This is a genomic window from Nocardia otitidiscaviarum, assembly GCF_007362295.1.
GTDB classification, from domain to species: domain Bacteria; phylum Actinomycetota; class Actinomycetes; order Mycobacteriales; family Mycobacteriaceae; genus Nocardia; species Nocardia otitidiscaviarum.
This window is the reverse complement of record NZ_CP041695.1, coordinates 4,264,051-4,282,200: the sequence shown is the minus strand read 5'-3', so window position 1 is coordinate 4,282,200 and position 18,150 is coordinate 4,264,051. Positions and strand designations below refer to the sequence as shown.

16 protein-coding genes are annotated in these 18,150 nt (G+C 68.3%); 8 read left to right on the top strand and 8 right to left on the bottom strand.

Features of this window, described 5'->3' with window-relative positions; translation table 11 throughout:
• A complete protein-coding gene (locus FOH10_RS19035; protein ID WP_039815507.1) occupies positions 1 to 687 on the bottom strand; it encodes an iron-dependent transcriptional repressor DtxR in 687 nt (228 codons plus the stop codon).
• Positions 688 to 863: 176 nt separating this feature from the next.
• Between FOH10_RS19035 and FOH10_RS19030 the strand changes: the two genes are divergently transcribed.
• The 4 genes from FOH10_RS19030 to ppc all read left to right on the top strand — a co-directional run bounded on the left by FOH10_RS19030 (position 864) and on the right by ppc (position 8,103).
• On the top strand, positions 864 to 2,102 hold the full coding sequence (locus FOH10_RS19030; protein ID WP_029923970.1) for an acetoin utilization protein AcuC: 1,239 nt from the start codon (positions 864 to 866) through the stop codon (positions 2,100 to 2,102).
• Positions 2,095 to 4,893 (top strand): bifunctional acetate--CoA ligase family protein/GNAT family N-acetyltransferase, encoded by a 2,799-nt coding sequence (locus FOH10_RS19025; protein WP_425326090.1) that lies wholly within the window; start codon positions 2,095 to 2,097, stop codon positions 4,891 to 4,893. The genes FOH10_RS19030 and FOH10_RS19025 overlap by 8 nt, the downstream gene beginning before the upstream one ends.
• Before the next feature lie 32 nt (positions 4,894 to 4,925).
• Entirely contained in the window at positions 4,926 to 5,267 is a 342-nt protein-coding gene (locus tag FOH10_RS19020; RefSeq protein WP_143981758.1) for a DUF4333 domain-containing protein, read from the top strand.
• A 73-nt stretch (positions 5,268 to 5,340) separates the two neighbouring features.
• Entirely contained in the window at positions 5,341 to 8,103 is a 2,763-nt protein-coding gene (gene ppc, locus FOH10_RS19015; RefSeq protein WP_143981757.1) for a phosphoenolpyruvate carboxylase, read from the top strand.
• A gap of 158 nt (positions 8,104 to 8,261) precedes the next feature.
• On the opposite strand, the gene FOH10_RS19010 is transcribed toward ppc, so the two are convergent.
• From FOH10_RS19010 to FOH10_RS18995, 4 genes are all read right to left on the bottom strand, one after another.
• A complete protein-coding gene (locus tag FOH10_RS19010; protein ID WP_029923966.1) occupies positions 8,262 to 9,230 on the bottom strand; it encodes a sigma-70 family RNA polymerase sigma factor in 969 nt (322 codons plus the stop codon).
• A gap of 381 nt (positions 9,231 to 9,611) precedes the next feature.
• Positions 9,612 to 11,132 carry a DUF7782 domain-containing protein gene (locus FOH10_RS19005; protein ID WP_143981756.1) on the bottom strand — a complete coding sequence of 507 codons (1,521 nt, stop codon included), beginning with the start codon at positions 11,130 to 11,132 and terminating at the stop codon, positions 9,612 to 9,614.
• 56 nt (positions 11,133 to 11,188) lie between these two features.
• Positions 11,189 to 11,920 (bottom strand): VOC family protein, encoded by a 732-nt coding sequence (locus FOH10_RS19000; protein WP_244961276.1) that lies wholly within the window; start codon positions 11,918 to 11,920, stop codon positions 11,189 to 11,191.
• 12 nt (positions 11,921 to 11,932) lie between these two features.
• A complete protein-coding gene (locus tag FOH10_RS18995; protein WP_143981755.1) occupies positions 11,933 to 12,910 on the bottom strand; it encodes a GlxA family transcriptional regulator in 978 nt (325 codons plus the stop codon).
• A 90-nt stretch (positions 12,911 to 13,000) separates the two neighbouring features.
• Between FOH10_RS18995 and FOH10_RS18990 the strand changes: the two genes are divergently transcribed.
• Entirely contained in the window at positions 13,001 to 14,320 is a 1,320-nt protein-coding gene (locus tag FOH10_RS18990) for an MFS transporter (protein ID WP_143981754.1), read from the top strand.
• Here FOH10_RS18990 and FOH10_RS18985 read toward each other — a convergent pair.
• Positions 14,291 to 14,641 (bottom strand): DUF3099 domain-containing protein, encoded by a 351-nt coding sequence (locus FOH10_RS18985; protein WP_228814498.1) that lies wholly within the window; start codon positions 14,639 to 14,641, stop codon positions 14,291 to 14,293. The genes FOH10_RS18990 and FOH10_RS18985 overlap by 30 nt on opposite strands.
• Positions 14,642 to 14,800: 159 nt before the next feature.
• On the opposite strand from FOH10_RS18985, the gene FOH10_RS18980 reads away from it, so the two are divergent.
• A complete protein-coding gene (locus tag FOH10_RS18980) occupies positions 14,801 to 15,043 on the top strand; it encodes a DUF3039 domain-containing protein (protein WP_029923960.1) in 243 nt (80 codons plus the stop codon).
• A 36-nt stretch (positions 15,044 to 15,079) separates the two neighbouring features.
• Here the strand turns inward: FOH10_RS18980 and FOH10_RS18975 are convergent, their stop codons facing one another.
• Both FOH10_RS18975 and FOH10_RS18970 read right to left on the bottom strand, forming a co-directional pair.
• Positions 15,080 to 16,396 carry a site-specific integrase gene (locus tag FOH10_RS18975; protein ID WP_143981752.1) on the bottom strand — a complete coding sequence of 439 codons (1,317 nt, stop codon included), beginning with the start codon at positions 16,394 to 16,396 and terminating at the stop codon, positions 15,080 to 15,082.
• Between the two features lie 34 nt (positions 16,397 to 16,430).
• Positions 16,431 to 16,661 (bottom strand): helix-turn-helix domain-containing protein, encoded by a 231-nt coding sequence (locus FOH10_RS18970; RefSeq protein ID WP_143981751.1) that lies wholly within the window; start codon positions 16,659 to 16,661, stop codon positions 16,431 to 16,433.
• Positions 16,662 to 17,329: 668 nt separating this feature from the next.
• Here FOH10_RS18970 and FOH10_RS18965 point away from each other — a divergent pair.
• Positions 17,330 to 17,707, top strand: a complete 378-nt coding sequence (locus FOH10_RS18965; RefSeq protein WP_143981750.1) for a YbaB/EbfC family nucleoid-associated protein — start codon at positions 17,330 to 17,332, stop codon at positions 17,705 to 17,707.
• A 107-nt stretch (positions 17,708 to 17,814) separates the two neighbouring features.
• Positions 17,815 to 18,117 carry a hypothetical protein gene (locus FOH10_RS18960; protein ID WP_143981749.1) on the top strand — a complete coding sequence of 101 codons (303 nt, stop codon included), beginning with the start codon at positions 17,815 to 17,817 and terminating at the stop codon, positions 18,115 to 18,117.
• Positions 18,118 to 18,150 lie beyond the last annotated feature (33 nt).

Sequence of the window (18,150 nt, the reverse complement as noted above, 5' to 3'; positions counted from 1 at the left end):
TCAGACCAACTTCACCTGGACGGCGTGGGCCATCTCGTCGGAGAGTTCGAAACCGGCGTGGCCGGGCACCAGAATGACCACCGCGCCCGGCTTGGTCTCGACATTCACGCGGGCGTCGGGCACCACGCCCGCCTCCCGCAACTGGTTGATGATCTCCGGATCGGTCTGGATGTGCTCGGAGAGCCGTCGCACCACCACCGCCGCGGACTGCCCGGAGGGCAGGTCCGAGAGCCGGACCAGCTTCTCCTCGGCATTCGAGGTGCCGGTGACACCCAGCTCGTCCAGGCCCGGGATCGGGTTGCCGTACGGCGAGGTCGTGGGGTGGTTGAGCACCTCGACCAGGCGGCGCTCCACCTCCTCGCTCATCACGTGCTCCCAGCGACACGCCTCGGCGTGTACGTTCTGCCAGTCCAGGCCGATGATGTCGACCAGCAGCCGCTCGGCCAGCCGGTGCTTGCGCATCACCGCGACCGCCATGGCCCGGCCCTTCTCCGTCAATTCGAGATGGCGATCACCCGCGACGGTCAGCAGTCCGTCGCGTTCCATACGCGCCACCGTCTGACTGACCGTGGGCCCGCTCTGCTCGAGGCGTTCGGCGATGCGCGCACGCAAGGGCGTGACGCCCTCCTCCTCGAGGTCGTAGATGGTACGGAGGTACATCTCCGTGGTGTCGACCAGATCCTTCACCTGTTTAACCCCTTCGTCGTGCACGAATTCTACCCATGCGCGGCGGCTGCACCGGGCGACAGCTTATTTCGCGAACGCACTGTCAACACCCAGGGCGCGCTGCGTGTTCCCTGCGGGTTCGGTGCTGCGCGGTGTCCAGAGCCTACGAAGCGCCGTGACGCATTAGCGTGGCAGGTATGCCTGGCCCACCGCGCAGCGACGGCACCGTCGTCTGGACCGACCGTTTCCTGGACTACAAGTGGACGCCGGAGCATCCGATGCGCCCCGTGCGGCTGCGCTTCACCATGGCGCTGGCCGAGAGTCTCGGGCTGTTCGACGGGGTGGAGGCGCTCTCGCCGACGGCAGCCACCGAGGGTGATCTGCTGCGCGTGCACACCCACGACTACATCGAAGCGGTCAAGCACGCTCGACAACCGGACGGCCAGCCGCCGCTGGCACCGCCCTACGGACTCGGTTCCCCCGACAACCCGGTGTTCCCGCAGATGCACGAGGCGGCCTCGGTCATCGTCGGCGGGACCCTTGCGGCGGCCCGGGAGATCGCCGCCGGACGCACCCGCCGCGCGGTGAGCATCGGCGGCGGCATGCACCACGCCATGCCGGATTCGGCGGCCGGATTCTGCGTGTACAACGATGCGGCGGTGGCGATTTCGTGGCTGCTGGACAACGGTTTCGACCGCATCGCCTACCTGGACGTGGACGTCCACCACGGGGACGGGGTGCAGCGGGCCTTCTACGACGACCCGCGCGTGCTGACCGTCTCCATCCACCAGCATCCGGCGACGCTGTGGCCGAATACCGGCTGGTCCGAGGAGACCGGCGCGGGTAAGGCGGAGGGCACCGCGGTGAACCTGGCCATCATGCCCGGCACCCGGGACGCGTTGTGGCTGCGGGGCTTCCACGCGGTGGTGCCCGGCGCGCTGGCCGCGTTCCGGCCGCAGATCGTGGTGAGCCAGTGCGGCGTCGACACCCACCGCGAGGATCCGCTCGCCGACCTGGAGCTGTCGGTGGACGGGCAGCGCGCGGCCTTCCTGGCCATGCGCGATCTGGCCGACCGCTACGCCGAGGGCCGCTGGCTGGCCATCGGCGGTGGCGGCTACGGGCTGATCCGGGTGGTGCCACGCGCCTGGACGCATCTGCTGGCCGCCGCCCTGGACCGCGATATCGACCCGGCCACCCCCATTCCCGCGGAGTGGGCCGCGGCCGCCGCCGAGTACGCGCCGAATATCGCGCCGCCCGCCACCATGGGCGACGGCGGCGACATCGCCTTCGAACGCTGGGACGGCCCCGGCGGCGGCCGGGAGACCGGTGACGAACGCGCCGACCGGGCCCGCCGGGCCCTCGACACATCCGTATTGGCAACACGCCGAGCGACTTTCGGACTGCTCGGCCTGGATCCGGAGGATCCCCGTGACTGAACCCACCGACCCGGCGACACCGCCGCCGGGCGACCCCGCCGCACGCGACAGACCCGGCGTCGGTGAGCCGTCGGCCGCCCCGGCTGGAGCACCGTCCGCCACCGCACCCTCGTTTCCGGACAGTCCGGGGACCCCGGCGACGCCCCCGCCCCCGCCGGAACACTGGTTCGCCGACGTGCTCGCCTCCGACGGCGGCGTGGTGCGGCTGCGACCCATCACCCCCGAGGACGCGGAGCCCATGCAGCGGTTCCACGCGGGGCTCTCGGATCGCACGCGGTATCTGCGCTACTTCGGGCCGTACCCGCGGATGACGCCGAAGGATCTGTACCGAACGACCCACGTGGACTACCACGACCGGGTCGGGCTGGTGATCGAGCTGGGCGACGAGATCATCGCCGTGGGACGGTACGAGTATCTGGCCGAACGGGGTGAGCCCCGGGCCGCCGAGGTGGCGTTCGTGGTGGCCGACGGGCATCAGGGGCGCGGGCTCGGGTCGATACTGCTCGAACATCTGGCGGGCGCGGCGGCGGAGAACGACATCGACACCTTCGTGGCCGAGGTGCTGGCCGAGAACAACGCCATGGTGCAGGTGTTCCGGGATGCCGGGTACCAGGTGCAGCGCAGTCGCGACGGGTCGGTCCTGCACCTGGAATTCGCCATCGACCCCACCGAGGCGCTGCTGTCGGTGCGGGACTCGCGCGAACGTGCCTCCGAGGCGCGCAGTGTGGGAAATCTGCTGTCGCCCAAGTCCGTTGCCGTCATCGGCGCGACGCCCTCCACCGGGCGGGTGGGCGGCGCGGTGCTGGCGAATCTGTTGTCGGGCACCTTCCAGGGGCCGGTTTTCCCGGTCAACCGCAATCGCGCCGCCGTTCGCGGGGTGCGGGCGTACGCGACCGTCCGCGATATTCCCGACGAGGTCGACCTGGCGGTGATCGCCGTCCCCGCCACCGAGATCGATTCCGTGCTCGACGACTGCATGGCCAAGGGCGTCAAGGGGCTGGTGGTGCTGACCGCCGGATTCTCCGAGACCGGCCCGCGCGGCTACGCCGCCGAACGCAGCCTGGTCGACGCGGCCCGCGCGCACGGTATGCGGGTGGTGGGCCCGAGCGCGCTCGGCATCGCCAATACCGATCCGGCCATCGCACTCAACGCCACCCTCGCCCCGGTCCTGCCCGGCCGCGGGCGGATCGGCTTCTTCTGCCAGTCCGGCCCTCTCGGCGGGGCCATTCTGGCCGAGGCCGCGGCCCGGCAGCTGGGCCTGTCCACCTTCGTCTCCGCCGGCAATCGTGCCGATGTCTCCGGCAACGATCTGCTCCAGTACTGGGACAGCGACCCGGATACCGATGTGGTGCTGCTGTATCTGGAGACCTTCGGCAATCCGCGCAAGTTCTCCCGCATCGCCCGCCGGGTGGCCCGCAGTAAACCCGTGGTCGCGGTGAACAGCGGCCGCAATGTGGCGCAGGCGGAGGGGGAGCGGGATCTGGACCGGTCGCTGGTGCGCAATCTGTTCGCGCAGGCGGGCATCATCCAGGTCGACTCCATCGCCGAACTGTTCGATTGCGCCATGCTGGTCGGTTATCAGCCGCTGCCCGCGGGCAAACGACTCGCGGTGATCGGCAACAGCGCCGCCCTCGCCTGGCTGGCCGTCGACGCCGCCCGCGGCGAGGGCCTCGACGTCGGCGAACCCATCGACCTGGGACCGCAGGCTAGTCCGGCCGACTATCTCACCGCCGTGGCCGCCGCGGTCAGCGACAGCGAGGTGGACGCGGTCATCGTCGTGTACTCACCGCCGGTCGCCACCGGTGTGGCCGCCTTCGCCGAGGCCATCCGTTCCGGTGCGCAATCCGATCCGGACACACCGGTGCTCACCACTTTCGTCGCTGATCAGGGCATGCCCAATCTGCTCGCCACGCGCGGTGCGGGCGGTTCGGTGGAACGCGGCTCCATCCCGTCCTACGCCGATCCGGAGCGCGCGGCGCGGGCCCTGGCCCGGGTGCGGCGCTACGCCGACTGGGTCGCCCGCCCGATCTCCCCGGTGGCGCGGCCGGACGGACTCGACACCACCCGCGCCCGTGACCTGGTGGCCGGGTGGATGGCGGCGGACGAGGGCCGCTGGCTCACCGATCTGGAAGCCGTGGACCTGCTGGCCTGCTATGGCATTCGCATCGTCGAATTCCGGGAGGTGCTCGACGCCGATGCCGCCGTGGCCGCGGCCGAGGAACTCGGCTACCCGGTGGCGGCCAAGGCGACCGGTGAACTGTGGCGCAACCGGCCCGATCTCACCGGGGTGCGGCTGGACCTGTGGCGCTCCGACGCGGTGCGGCGCGGCTACACCGACCTCGCGGAGGTCTCCGGCAATCCGGTGGTGCACATCCAGCGCATGGCGACCAAGGGCGTCGGCTGCACCTTCCGCGTGCAGGACGACCCGTCCTTCGGCTCGGTCATCAGCTTCGGCCTGTCCGGCACCATCATCGACCTGCTCGGTGACCGCGTGTACCGGGCGCTGCCGCTCACCGAGGCCGAATCCGCGGAACTCATCGACGCGCCGCGCGCCGCCCCGCTGCTGTCGGGCACCGTCGGCGGGCGCACCCTCGACAAGCCGGTGGACCGTGGCGCACTCGCCGAGATCGCCCAGCGCATCTCCGCGCTGTGCGACGACCTACCGGAGGTGCGGGAGCTGCTGTGCGAACCGATCCTCGCCTCCCCGGAGGGCGCGGCGGTGCTCTACGGCCGGGTCCGCATCGGTCCGGAACCGAGTCGATTCGATATCGGTCCCCGTCGTTTGGCGTAAACGACCGGTGGGTCGGCGGCGATACTTCCGACATGTCCGCTCTGCTCTCGGCTCGCCGTCGATCCGCCCGTGCGCTGTCCGCTTCCGCATTCGTTCTCGGCGTCGCGCTCGCCGCCACCGCGTGTTCGGTCTCGATCGGCGGCGGTCCCGTCGTCGAGGAGGCCGAACTCGAGAATTCGATCAAGCAGACGCTCACCGACCAGGTGGGTGTCGCCCCCGACGCCATCGACTGCCCCGGCGATCTGCGCGGGAAGGAGGGCACCACCATGCGCTGCACCCTTACCGCGGGCGCCGACACGCTCGGGTTGACGGTGACCGTGACCGGCACCGACGGCGATACGGTCAACTACGACGTGCAGGTCGACGAGTCGTGAGGCTGCGCGCCGTGCGATAGCCGCGGGTGTGCCCGGTCCGCCTCCCACGGCGAAAGCGGGCAGAATTCATCCCATGCGGGAAGATCGGATCGAAACAGCCACCGCGCCGCTGCGCGACGACATCCGGTTCCTCGGCGGGATCCTCGGCGACACCATCCACGATCACGAGGGGTCGGACGTCTTCGACCTCATCGAACGGGTGCGGGTGGAGGCGTTCCGGGTCCGGCGTTCGGAGGTGGAGCGCCGCGCCGTCGCCGACATGGTCCGCGATGTGGACATTCACACCGCCATACCGCTCATACGCGCCTTCAGCCATTTCCTGCTGCTGGCCAACCTCGCCGAGGACCTCCAGCGCGACCGCCGCCGCGCCGTGCACCTGGCGGCCGGGGAGCCGCCGCAGGACTCCAGCCTCGCCGCCACCTACCGCAAACTCGACGCCGCCCGGCCCGACGCCGATATGGCCGCCGAACTGCTGCGCGACGCCCTGGTCTCGCCGGTCATCACCGCGCACCCCACCGAGACGCGGCGTCGCACCGTCTTCGACGTGCAGTCACGCATCACCGAACTCATGCGGCGGCGGCAGCGGTACGCCGAGACCGAACCCGAGTACGCCGCGCTCGAGAACGATATCCGCCGCCAGGTGCTGCTGCTCTGGCGTACCGCGCTGATTCGGCTGGCGCGCTTGCGGATTCAGGACGAGATCGAGGTCGGCCTGCGGTACTACGATCTCACCCTCTTCGACGTCATCCCACGCATCAACGCCGAACTGCGTCAGGCGCTGCGGACGCGCTGGCCCGAACAGGAGCTGCTGACCCGGCCCATCCTGCGGCCGGGCTCCTGGATCGGCGGCGACCGGGACGGCAATCCGAACGTCACCGCCGAGGTGGTGCACCGGGCCACCCACCGCGCGGGGGCGGTGGCCTTCGGCAACTACCTCACCGCGCTGGTGGATCTGGAGAAGCAGCTCTCGCAATCGGCGCGGCTGGTGCCGGTCACCCCCGCGCTCGCGGCACTCACCGACGAGGGGTACGACGATTCGCCGCAGCGCGCCGACGAGCCCTACCGGCGTGCCCTGCGCGGCATCCGCGCCCGGCTCAGCGCCACCGCGAAGCGATCGCTCGGCGAAATCCCCACCGATGGCATCGATGTCGGTGCGCGCCCCTACAGCGGACCGCGCGAGTTCCTCGACGAGCTGTGCGTGGTGGACGCCTCCATGCGCGCCTCCGGTGACGGGCTGCTCGCCGACGACCGTCTCGCCGCGCTGCGAAACGCGGTGGAGACCTTCGGATTCCATCTGCAGGGCCTGGACATGCGGCAGAACTCGGAAGTGCACGAGCAGGTGGTGGCCGAGCTGTTCGCCTGGGCCGGAGTGCATTCCGACTACGCGTCGCTCGACGAGGCGCAGCGGGTGGAACTGTTGGCCGCCGAGCTCACCACCCGCCGTCCGCTGGTCGGCCCGAACGCACGGCTCAGCGAGTTGGCCACCAAGGAACTGGGCGTGGTGCGGGCGGCCCGCACGGCACTCGACGACCTGGGCGCGGATACCGTGCCGAACTACATCATCTCCATGTGCACCTCGGTCAGCGACATGCTGGAGGCGGCGTTGCTGCTGAAGGAGGCGGGGATCCTGGACCCGGGCGACGCGCAGACGCCGCCGTCGAGTCCGGTGGGCGTGGTGCCGCTGTTCGAAACCATCGACGATCTGCGTCACGGCGCGGACATCCTGGTGGCCGCGCTGGAGGTGCCCGCCTATCAGCGGCTGGTCGCGGCGCGCGGCATGCGACAGGAGGTCATGCTCGGCTACTCGGACTCCAACAAGGACGGTGGGTATCTCGCCGCCAACTGGGCGCTGTACCGGGCCGAACTCGATCTGGTGGAGGCGGCGCGCAAGACCGGAATTCGCTTGCGGCTCTTCCACGGTCGCGGCGGCACGGTCGGTCGCGGCGGCGGGCGCAGCTACGACGCCATCCTTGCGCAACCCGCCGGAGCGGTGCGCGGTTCGCTGCGGCTCACCGAGCAGGGCGAGGTCATCTCCACCAAGTACGCCGATCCCGGCACCGCGTACCGCAATCTGGAGGCGCTGGTGGCGGGCACCCTGGAATCCACGCTGCTGGATGTGGAGGGTCTCGGCGCGGATGCCGAACCGGCCTACGAACTGCTCGACGAACTGGCCGAACTCGCGCGCCGGGCCTATGCCCGGCTGGTGCACGACACCCCCGGTTTCGTGGAGTACTTCCGTGCCTCCACCCCCATCGCGGAGGTCGCCGACCTCAATCTGGGCAGCCGCCCCGCCTCCCGCAAGCCCACCAATTCGGTCTCGGATCTGCGGGCCATTCCGTGGGTGATGGCCTGGAGTCAGTCGCGGGTCATGCTGCCCGGCTGGTACGGCACCGGTTCGGCCTTCGAACAGTGGATCGGCGACGACCCGGACCGGCTGGCCACCCTGTCGGACCTGTATCGGCGGTGGCCCTTCTTCCGCACGGTGCTGTCGAATCTCGCCCAGGTGATGGCCAAGGCCGATATGGACATCGCCGCCACCTATGCCGAACTGGTGCCCGATGAGGCGTTGCGCGACACCGTGTTCGGGATGATCCGGGACGAGTACGCCCGCACCGTGCGCGTGCACGCCGCCATCACCGGCAGCGACGAACTGCTCGCCGACAACCCGGCGCTGGCCGAATCCATCCGCAACCGCTTCCCGTATCTGGAGCCGCTGAACCAGATGCAGGTGGAGCTGTTGCGCCGCCGCCGTGCCGGGGACGATTCCGAACTCGTGGAGCGCGGCATCCTGCTCACCATGAATGGCCTGGCGACCGCGCTGCGCAACTCCGGATAGCGGTCCGGCTCCACGCTGCGCGTCGAACCCTGCCGTAGGCGGTCACCGCGAACGAAAGTGCCGGTCGGTCCACGCTGTCCCGAGGGGTTGATGGGCAGCGGGAACCGACCGGCGTTGGTGTCGGACCGGCGCCTCGAGACGGCCCGACGATCGGGGGTCTAGCTCGCGTAGGCGCGCAGGCGGTCGGCGCGCTCGCCCTTGCGGAGCTTCGACATGACCTCACGCTCTATCTGGCGAACCCGCTCGCGGGACAGGCCGAAGAGCTTGCCGATCTGGTCCAGGGTGCGCGGCTGGCCGTCGTCGAGGCCGTAGCGCAGGCGGATGACCTGCTGTTCGCGTTCGTCCAGGGTGGCCAGCACGGTGCGCACGTCGCGGTGCAGCAGACCCGCGATGACGGCGCTCTCGGCGGAGGTGGCCTCGGAGTCCTCGATGAAGTCGCCCAGCGGGGCTTCCTCGTCATTGCCGACCGGCATGTCCAGGCTGACCGGATCGCGGCTGTGGTCCAGCAGATCGGCGATCTTCTCGACCGGAATGCCCGACTCTCGCGCCAGCTCGGCGTCGGTGGCCTCGCGTCCCAGCTGCTGATGCAGTTCGCGCTTGATCCGGGCCAGCTTGTTCACCTGCTCGACCAGGTGCACGGGGAGCCGGATGGTGCGGCTCTGATCGGCCATACCGCGGGTGATGGCCTGCCGGATCCACCAGGTGGCGTAGGTGGAGAACTTGAAGCCCTTGGTGTAGTCGAACTTCTCCATGGCTCGGATCAGGCCGAGATTGCCCTCCTGGATCAGGTCCAGCAGCGGCATACCGCGACCGGTGTAGCGCTTGGCAAGCGACACCACGAGACGCAGGTTGGCTTCGAGCAGATGCTGGCGCGCGGCCTGACCTTCGCGAACCAGGATCGCGAGATCCTTCTTCTTCGCGGCCGACAGCCGTTTGCCGGTCTCCAGCAAATGCTGAGCGTAGAGGCCCGCCTCGATGCGCTTGGCCAGCTCGACCTCGTCGGCCGCCGTCAGCAGCGCCGTCTTGCCGATCCCGTTCAGGTACACACGTACCAGGTCGGCGGCGGGGCTCTGGGCGTCGAGGTCCTGTTCGCTGGTGCGCACGTCAGTGGTGGCGGGGCTTGTCATGACTTGCCTCCTGTCGGTGGTGTCTCACTCCGATCAACGGACCCGACATTGGGAAAGTTCCCCGCCGTAAGCCTGATAAACCGCATCTGAGCTGCGGTTTCATCACGCTTCGGCTGAGAAGTTCCTGAGAAGGGTCCGCCCGGGGAACGCGGCCCCGCGCGGGTCCGCGCCGATTTCCGGATGGTTGCCGTAACCGGAACCCAACTTCCGCATACGCCCCTCGGATAGGCGTTTTCGGCGAGAAGTAACCCCGCCGTCGGACGTTGTGTGGTGTGGGTCTCGTGGGAGCAGCTCAACCGATAGGTGAAACGGCGGGTGGTCACCGGGCATTCCCTGGGGAATGCGTGGGACCACCCGCCGTGACGTGTGCGTTTCGCCGAACTACCGAACCGGTCGGATCAGGCCGTGCCGGACCAGGTCCAGCACCACCCGCAGGGCGGCTGTCCGGAACTCCGGGGTTGCCGTGTCGCCGGACTCACCGAAGGCGAGCAGTTCGACCAGATCGGCCAGCGGCAGCCCGTCGGGCCGCATCCCGGCCAGCAGGGCGGCGATGGCGTCGTCGATCTCGTGCTGCCAGCGCGGGCCGTCACCGCGATGCAGGCGCGCCACCCGTTGCTCCCAGCCGTGCGTGCCCGGCAGCGAGACCCGCTCCAGCGCCGTCGCGGCATCCACCTCGAAGCGTGCCGACCACGCCACCTCGGGATCGGCGGCCACCGCCCGCAGCCACGCCGAGCGCTCGAAGTAGCGGGTGGCCTCCGGCCCCAGCGGATCGTCGAAACCGTGCGTGAGGTCCTCGGCCAGCAGCTCGGTCGGGCCGTCGATGGCACGCAGATAGACGAAGCCGAATCCGACGCCCTCCACCTCGGCCGCCGCGAACGCGTCCAACCAGGCCTCGGCGCGGGCCTGCGCGGCCGGATCGCGCGGATCGAGTCCGGCGTCGCGCAGCCAGGTGCCGACATAGAGGGCGGGATCGGCCACATCGCGCTGCACGATCCAGGCGTCCACCCCGTGATCGGGCAGCCAGCGCGCTACCCGGGCGCGCCAGTCCTCGCCCTCGACATGGACCCAGGAGGCCAGCATGGCGGCCGTACCGCCCGGATTCAGCAGGGCGGGGGCACCCGACACGACGAGTTCGCTGGCCCCGTCCAACGCCAGCCCGGAATCACGGTAGGTGTGCTCGACCCGGGCCGGGCCGACGACGAACGGGGGATTGGCGACCACCTGGTCGAAGCGGCGTCCCGCCACGGGTTCGAACCAGGAACCCTCGAGCAGTTCGAAGGTCAGGTCGTTGAGGGCGGCATTGGCCTCGGCCAGCCACAGGGCGCGCTGGTTCACGTCGGTGCCGGTGACGCTGCGGCCGTAACCGCTGGCGTGGACGGCCTGCACACCGCAGCCGGTGCCCAGATCGAGGACGGTGCCGACCGGTTCGGTCGGGGTGGCGCGCAGCAGCGACAGCGACGCCTGCCCGACCCCGAGCACATGATCGGTGTCCAGCGCCCGCCGCCGCATGGAGTCGTCCAGATCGGACAGGATCCAGCGGGTGCCGTGGCCCAGGTCCAGGGGCCGCAGATCCAGCGCCGCCCACACCTCGCCGCCCTCGCGGTCGAGCAGACCGGCGGCGACGGCGGCCTCGATATCGACCGGCCGCAGCGCCGCGGCCGCCTCCCGTTCGGGCACCGGGTCACCGAGCAGCAGCAGCCGGATGAGAACGCCGAGTTCCCCGGCGGACCGGGCGGCGCGGCGCACCGGCACCGGCTCGGAGCGCCCGAGGGCCGAATGCGCCGCATCGCCGAGCACGTCCAGGAGAGTGTCGGCGTCGTAGCCGACGCGGGTGAGGGCGGCGCGCAGGTCCGGGGCCAGTGCGGCGAGCAGAGACGAGGTGGTCGTCGGATTCGTCGGCATGACCGAAACTCTGCCACCGCAACCTTCGGGCATCGCGCAGCGGCCCCGGAACGTCACTACCTGGGCGACCGTCCGGTGACGCAGTAGGGCTGGCCGCTCGGATCGGCCATGACGATCCATTCCTTGCCGATGCCCAGGCGTCGGGCGCCGAGCGATTCGTGCCAGGCCGCGATGGCCTCGGTGTCGGAGCTGGCCAGATCCACGTGCGCGGAGGTGGGACGGTCCTCGTCGAGGCGTTGCAGCAGGAACTGCACGAGTGGGCCGTCCGGCGGGCGGAGTCGCTCGAATTCCGGCCGCGCGGACGGCGTTCGATCCCAGCCGGTGAGTTCGACCCAAAATCGGCTCTCGGCCTCGTAGTCCGCGGCTCCGATATCCAGGCACACCTGATCGAGCCGGGAACGGCTGCCATCCGGGGCGACGACCACCGGTGTGTCGTCGGTGCCCGCGGAGCGGTCGAACGGTGTGAGGCAGAACGTCATGCCGTGCGGGGATTTCAGCACCGTGTAGTCGGGATGCTCCAGAACCGGTGTCGCGCCCAACTCCCGGGCCCGCTTCACCGCGGCGGGGACATCGTCGACATCGAGGTCCACGTGCACACGCGGATGGCTTGCCACCGCTTGCATCTTCACGCTGGGCGTGCCGGATTCGGGGAGCAGCGTCACGAATTCCGCGTTGTCGCCGCGGGTGTCCGACAGGCGACTGCCGGTGACGGTGGTCCAGAAGTCGGCCGCGGTGTCGAAATCGGCGGCGGGACGGTCCAGGAACACCCAGAGCCATCGAATCATCATGCGGTTCTCTCCTCATCGGCTGCCGACGATGGTCCGTCGGAAGGTGCGGCGGTAGGCGAGCGGTGCGACACCGAGTTCGGTGCGCATGTGGTGGCGCAGCGAGGCGGCGGTGCCCAGGCCCGCCCGCCGCGCCACCTCGTCGACCGCGAGGTCCGTGGTCTCCAGCAGGTGACGGGCGTGGCGGAGCCGCTGCTGGAGTACCCAGGTGCCCGGAGCCACACCGGTTTCGGCCTTGAATCGCCGGGTGAAGGTGCGCACGCTCATGCACGCGTGCGCGGCGAGGGTGGCCAGGCCCAGATCGTGGTCGAGATGTCGCAATGCCCAGGCTCGCGTCGGCGCGGTGCCCTCGGTGCCAGGTTCGGGCACTTGCCGGTCGATGAATTGTGACTGCCCGCCCTCGCGCCACGGCGGCACCACGCAGTAGCGGGCGGCCTGATTGGCGGCTGCGCTGCCGTGATCGGTGCGCAGCAGATGCAGGCAGAGGTCGATGCCCGCGGCGAGACCGGCCGCGGTGCAGACGTTCCCGTCCTCCACGAACAGCAGATTCTCGTCGAGCCGTACCCGCGGGTAGAGGGTGCGGAAGGCATCGGCGAAGGCCCAGTGAGTGGTGGCGCGGCGGCCGTCGAGCAGGCCGGCCGCGGCGAGGACGAACGCACCCGTGCAGATGGAGACGATGCGGGTGTTCGGGCGGATGGTGGTCAGGGCGGCGGCCAGTTCGGGTGGCAGGGTGCCGTGCTGGCGCGGGCCGTCCAGGCGATTGCCCGGCACGATCACGGTATCGGCGCGGGCCAGCAGGTCGGGTCCGTGCGCGGGCAGGATCGAATAGCCCGTGGTGGTGGCGACGGGGCCACCCAGGCCGCAGATTCGCACGTCGTAGAGCGGAACGCCGACGGGATCGGTGGCCGAGCCGAGCACCGTGCCGGGGATGGTCATGTCGAATCCGACGACGTGTTCGAGGGCGAGCACCGCCACCAGATGCGGGGTGGTCATGGGTTCCTCTCGCGGCGAGTGGCGTGATCTTTACGTATTGTGTCATTCCGGCCACTCGTTCGGTAGGCGTATTTCCGGCACGCTCGGTCGGTGACCGACACCCAGCTACCCGAGACCACGCGATCACCGCATGTCACAGGCGAATTCCGCAGCCGACGTCCGCACCCGGCCTGGATCGTGGCGGCGGTCGCCTTCCTGACCCTGTTGGGCGCGGCCGGATTCCGCTCCGTCCCCGGCGTGCTCATGAATCCGCTGCACGAGGAGTTCGGCTGGTCACACGGCACCATCGGCTTGGCCGTTTCGGTGAATGTGCTGCTCTACGGGCTGATCTCACCCTTCGCGGCGGCCCTCATGGACCGCTTCGGCATTCGCCGGGTGGTGGCGGGCGCGCTGGTGCTCATCGCCGCGGGCAGCGGGCTCACGGTCTTCATGACCCAGGCGTGGCAGTTGGTGGGGACCTGGGGGTTGTTGGTCGGCATCGGCGTGGGGTCGATGTCCATGCCGTTCGTGGCGACCATCACCGGCCGTTGGTTCGTGCGTCAGCGTGGCCTGGTCACGGGGGTGCTGACCGCCGCCGGGGCCACCGGACAGCTGATCTTCCTGCCGCTGGTGTCGACGCTGGCCGTCGAGTACGGCTGGCGGCTGCCCGCCCTCATCGTGGCGGTCACCGCGCTGGCGGTGGTGCCGCTGGTGCTGCTGTTCATCCGGGACTTCCCGAGCGATCTGGGTGTCACCGCCTACGGCGCGACCCCCGGCGACGACCCGGGCGTGCGGTCCGCGGCGTCCGGCGGGGCCGTACGGGCGCTGACCGTACTCGGCACCATTGCCCGCAAACCCGTGTTCTGGCTGTTGGCAGGTGGTTTCGCCATCTGCGGGGCCTCCACCAACGGGCTGATCGGTACCCACTTCGTCAGTGCCGCCCACGATCACGGGATGCCCGCCACCACGGCGGCCGGGTTGCTGGCGCTGGTCGGCATCTTCGATGTGGCGGGCACCATCGCGTCGGGGTGGCTCACCGATCGGGTCGATTCGCGCTATCTGCTGGTCGCCTACTACTCGCTGCGCGGGCTGTCGCTGCTCATCCTGCCCGCGCTGTTCGCGCCGGATGTGGAGCCGAGTATGTGGGCGTTCGTCATCTTCTACGGCTTGGACTGGATCGCCACCGTGCCGCCCACCGTCGCGTTGTGCCGCGTGCACTTCGGTGCGGACGGACCGGTCGCCTTCGGCTGGGTCTTCGCCTCACATCAGATCGGCGCGGCCGCGGCCGCCTTCGGGGCGGGCTTCATTCGCGATATCCAGGGCAGCTACGACCTGGCGTGGTGGATCGCGGGCGGGCTCTGCGGTCTCGCTGCGCTCATGTCCGCGGGCATCCGGCGGCCGTCAACCGTCGATCGCGCGGTGTTGACCTGACTCCAGGGCGATCTGCCGACGGCGCTCGTCCCAGCGGCTCGGCTCGTCCTTGCGGCGCGGCGGCCGGTCGTTGGCGACGAGCACCGCGATCCACGGCAGCGGTATGGAGATGCCGATGATCAGCAGCGAGATCACCCAGTTCTCCCACATGCTGTAGGCCACCGCCGCCAGGATCAGGCACGGGATCCGGAAGCCCATGAGGATGGTGTACCGACGCACCCGATTCCGATGCTGCTGCTCCAGCGAGGTCTGCGCCTCGGTGATGAGCACCGGCTTCTCCGGCTCACCCTTGAAGAAGCCCTGCGAAGGCCGGGGCGGCATGGGTATGGAACCGGCCGGACGGAACTCGAACTCGGGGCGAACCGCGTCGCCATCGTGCTCGGCATCGGGGGTCTCGCCGTCACGCTGCATACCCCCGAGTCTTCCACCCTCGCCACACGAATGCACACGGCGGTGGTCCCGGGCACGGTTCCTGGCATCATGGAGGGCGTGAGCGCAGACACCCTGGTACGCCCCGATGAGACCACCGACGAGTCCACCGACAGCGACATCCCCAAGTACTTCCACTACGTGAAGAAGGACAAGATCGCCGAGAGCGCGGTCATGGGCACCCACGTCGTGGCCCTCTGCGGCGAGGTCTTCCCGGTCACTCGTTCCGCCAAGCCGGGCTCCCCGGTGTGCCCGGAGTGCAAGCGGATTTACGAGATGATGAAGAAGGATTGACCGTTTCCGCTGGTCAGCGGGGTGTAGATGGTTCAGCTAGGCGGTGGAGTGCCATTTTGGTGCCATTTTGAACGGGTTCAGCAATTCCAGGACGTCGGCGTTGTCCACTGCGACCATGCGGCGAATGCCCTGGTGGATGTAGTGGCGTTGGGCCATCGATCTACCGCCGTCCATGTGCCCTAGCTGGGCGCTGGCCCGTTCGTCGTCGCCTGTGACCATGGCGATGTGGGTGGCCACCGTGTCCCGTAGATCAGACAGGCGAAAAGTGTCGAACGGGCTTCCGTTTCGCATGGCGTACACCGCCATGCGAGCGTTGGTCACGCTGATCCATGAGCCTTCGCCGCTGCGTGGGCCGCGGAGTATCGGCAGCTGTTCAGAGGCGGGGGATGCCCGGAGCCGCTCGTCGGCCAAGACTTCCCTGAGCCAAGCAGGTAGCACCACCCGGTACTCGTTGCCGCTCTTACGCCGAGGGTGTCGATACGGCCCTGTCACGGATTTGCATCTGACTGTGGCGCCGACGTACAGCACGGACCGAATTACTCCGTCGAACTCTTGCTCTGTGATGTCGCACCATCGGACTGCCAGCCCCTCGCCGGGCCGTATGCCGGTGCCGAGCAGCAGCAGAAACAATGTCCGCAGGTAGTGGCTTTCACCACGCTCATCGTTCAGCCAGGTATCGATGCGCTCGAGGACACCGGTTTGCTCATCAGGAGCGAGCGGTCGAGGTTCAGCACGGTCACCGGTTGGCCGCGGGACATACGGCATCGGGTTGGCGCTCGGCTCGATTCCTTTGCCCAGCACGGCGAGCTTGAAGGCCGAGCACAGTTGGCGGTGCTGGTGGTAGGCCGTGCTGTAGGCGCTGTCGGCCACCTCGTCCAAATAGTCGGCTATCCAAGCGGCATCAGCAGCCTCAGCGATACTAAGACTACCCATCTCGATGTCAAGCTTGAAGGCGTCGGGCTTGTTGCTACGCTTCGCGTTCTTGGCTGGCGGATAGATAAAGCAGCGATAGTTGTCGTAAGTCCCATCGGACATTTTCCCCGCCGCTACTTTCGCCTTGTATTGGGCATCGAGCTCGGCGAAAACCTTGCTCATCTTGTCGGTGGGGGAGAACTGCGGTCGTCTGCTGGTCCGTTTGCGCTTAGAACCTTTGAGAACATTCCTTTTAAAACTTCTTTCCCACTCGTCGAGGCACTCGCGGCGAGTTCGACCGATGGCGCTCGTCTTGATGTATTCGCCGCTGAAAGCGCGGTGGCGTATCCGTGTGAGCCTCCACAGGCCGTCCGCCCCTTTCGTTGGTGTGAGTTTATCTTTCGGGGGCATAGCGCCGGGTGCAAGTGCCACTTGGGCCATGCTTCACTCTCCTATCATGCATGTTGCGTGCAGTTCAGGCTGCATTTCTCTGATCACTCAGAGGGAATTGCGAATCGCTTCCTCGGTATGGCAGCGTTTGCTCCCATCTCTTTAGGTCGCTCACCTTGTAGCGTCGGAACCGGCCAATTTTTGCGAATCTTGGCCCTTTTCCTAATGACGCCCAATTGGCAAGAGTTTTGGCCGGAACTTGCCAGTAGCTCGCAACTTCTTCGGTGCTGAGCCAGTGATCGGCGTGTTCCTCCATGAGTCCGGCTCCTTTGCCTTGTTGTCATTTACTGAATTCTGTCTCTATGAATCACCCCGGTTTCGATGTAATCATTGGCACTAATAGACGGTCGTCGTTTGCAGAACGTCAAGACGTGCGGCTGCGTCCGAGCGTCTTTGAGAAATTCTCCGAGTCGTAGAGCCTGGCACTCTGTAACTGGCGAAAGAATTGCTTTACTACCCTCTTTGGTCGGTCACAATCAGGTATCTATCGCGAGAGTCGAAACTGACCTGGTAACGAGGCTGGTGATCTGACCATCGACTGTGGCCATTCCCTGAGGGGTCGCTCGGACCTTCGGATCATCGGGTTGGGCTCGGGCCGAGTGGCGTACCGAGCCGCCGAACACTCCGGTGGTCAGCGAGCCGGCGACCGCCGCGCTGAAGGATCGCGCGGGAAGGCTGAGCGGTACCCTCGTCTCCCCGCGCAGATTCGTCGAAACTGACTGATCCCGATGTCCTGGGGATGGACAGGTGCGGCTCAGCCGAATAGATCTGGGTTAGCCAGCCCCGCAGCCGTGCGACCGCACAGGTCGCAAGTCCGGTTATTGGGTCTTGGCGAGGTTCGGTGCGTACATTCTTGGCGAACGCCGATTGGAGGAGGTTCGGTTGAGTTCCCTGCGGTCATCCCCACAGGGGTACAGCGAGTCCTTGGCAATGAAGATGGATCGAATGGCCGAGGCGATGAGCAACGGGCATGTCGCGCTGCGGGTGGAGGGGGTGTATGTCGATGTGTACGCCAGTGGGCAGGTTCGTGCGGTCGCTGTCGATGAGGAGCTCGCTCCGCGTGGTGCTCGGCTCGGCACTTTGATCGCCGATCTGATCAACAAGGCGCGTGAGCAGGCGCAGGCGCAGGTTGCGGAGTCCGTGCGCGCGGTGCAGGCGGATCCGCGCATTGCGGGCATTATCGAGCAGGTTGGTGACGCACCGGAACGATCCCTGCCCGCACCGGCTGCCGTAGATGACCCCTGGGACGATGACGATGACCCGTTTCGGCGCAGGTCGCGAATCGCTGCGCCGGACTGGTAGGCCGCCGCTGCCTTCGGTGGTGCTCGCCGATCGTGGTCGACGTGCAGGTCCCGTAGAGTGTCGATCGGTAACCAAGATCGGCACTGACCTGTGAGGGGGCTCGCTCGGTGGGTGATGAGGACTTCCTATACGTCGATCGCGAGCGCGTGCGTGGCCTGATCACCGCCGTGAACGCCAGCGCGGACACGCTCGGAACGATCGATGTGGATCAGCAGGCGGCTGCGCTGATGACCGCGGTCGCGGGCACAGGAGTTGGTACGGCGTGTTCGACGGGGGCGCTGTCGGCGGCCGCCGCGATCGAGTCGACGCTACAGAAGGTCCGGAGGATGGCCGCGGCCACCGATACGGGCCTGTCCACGGTGGTAGCGATGGATCGGCACAACGCCGACCAGATGCCGCAGGGTAACTGAGCCGATGGGCGAGGCCGCGACCCCGACTGTGTC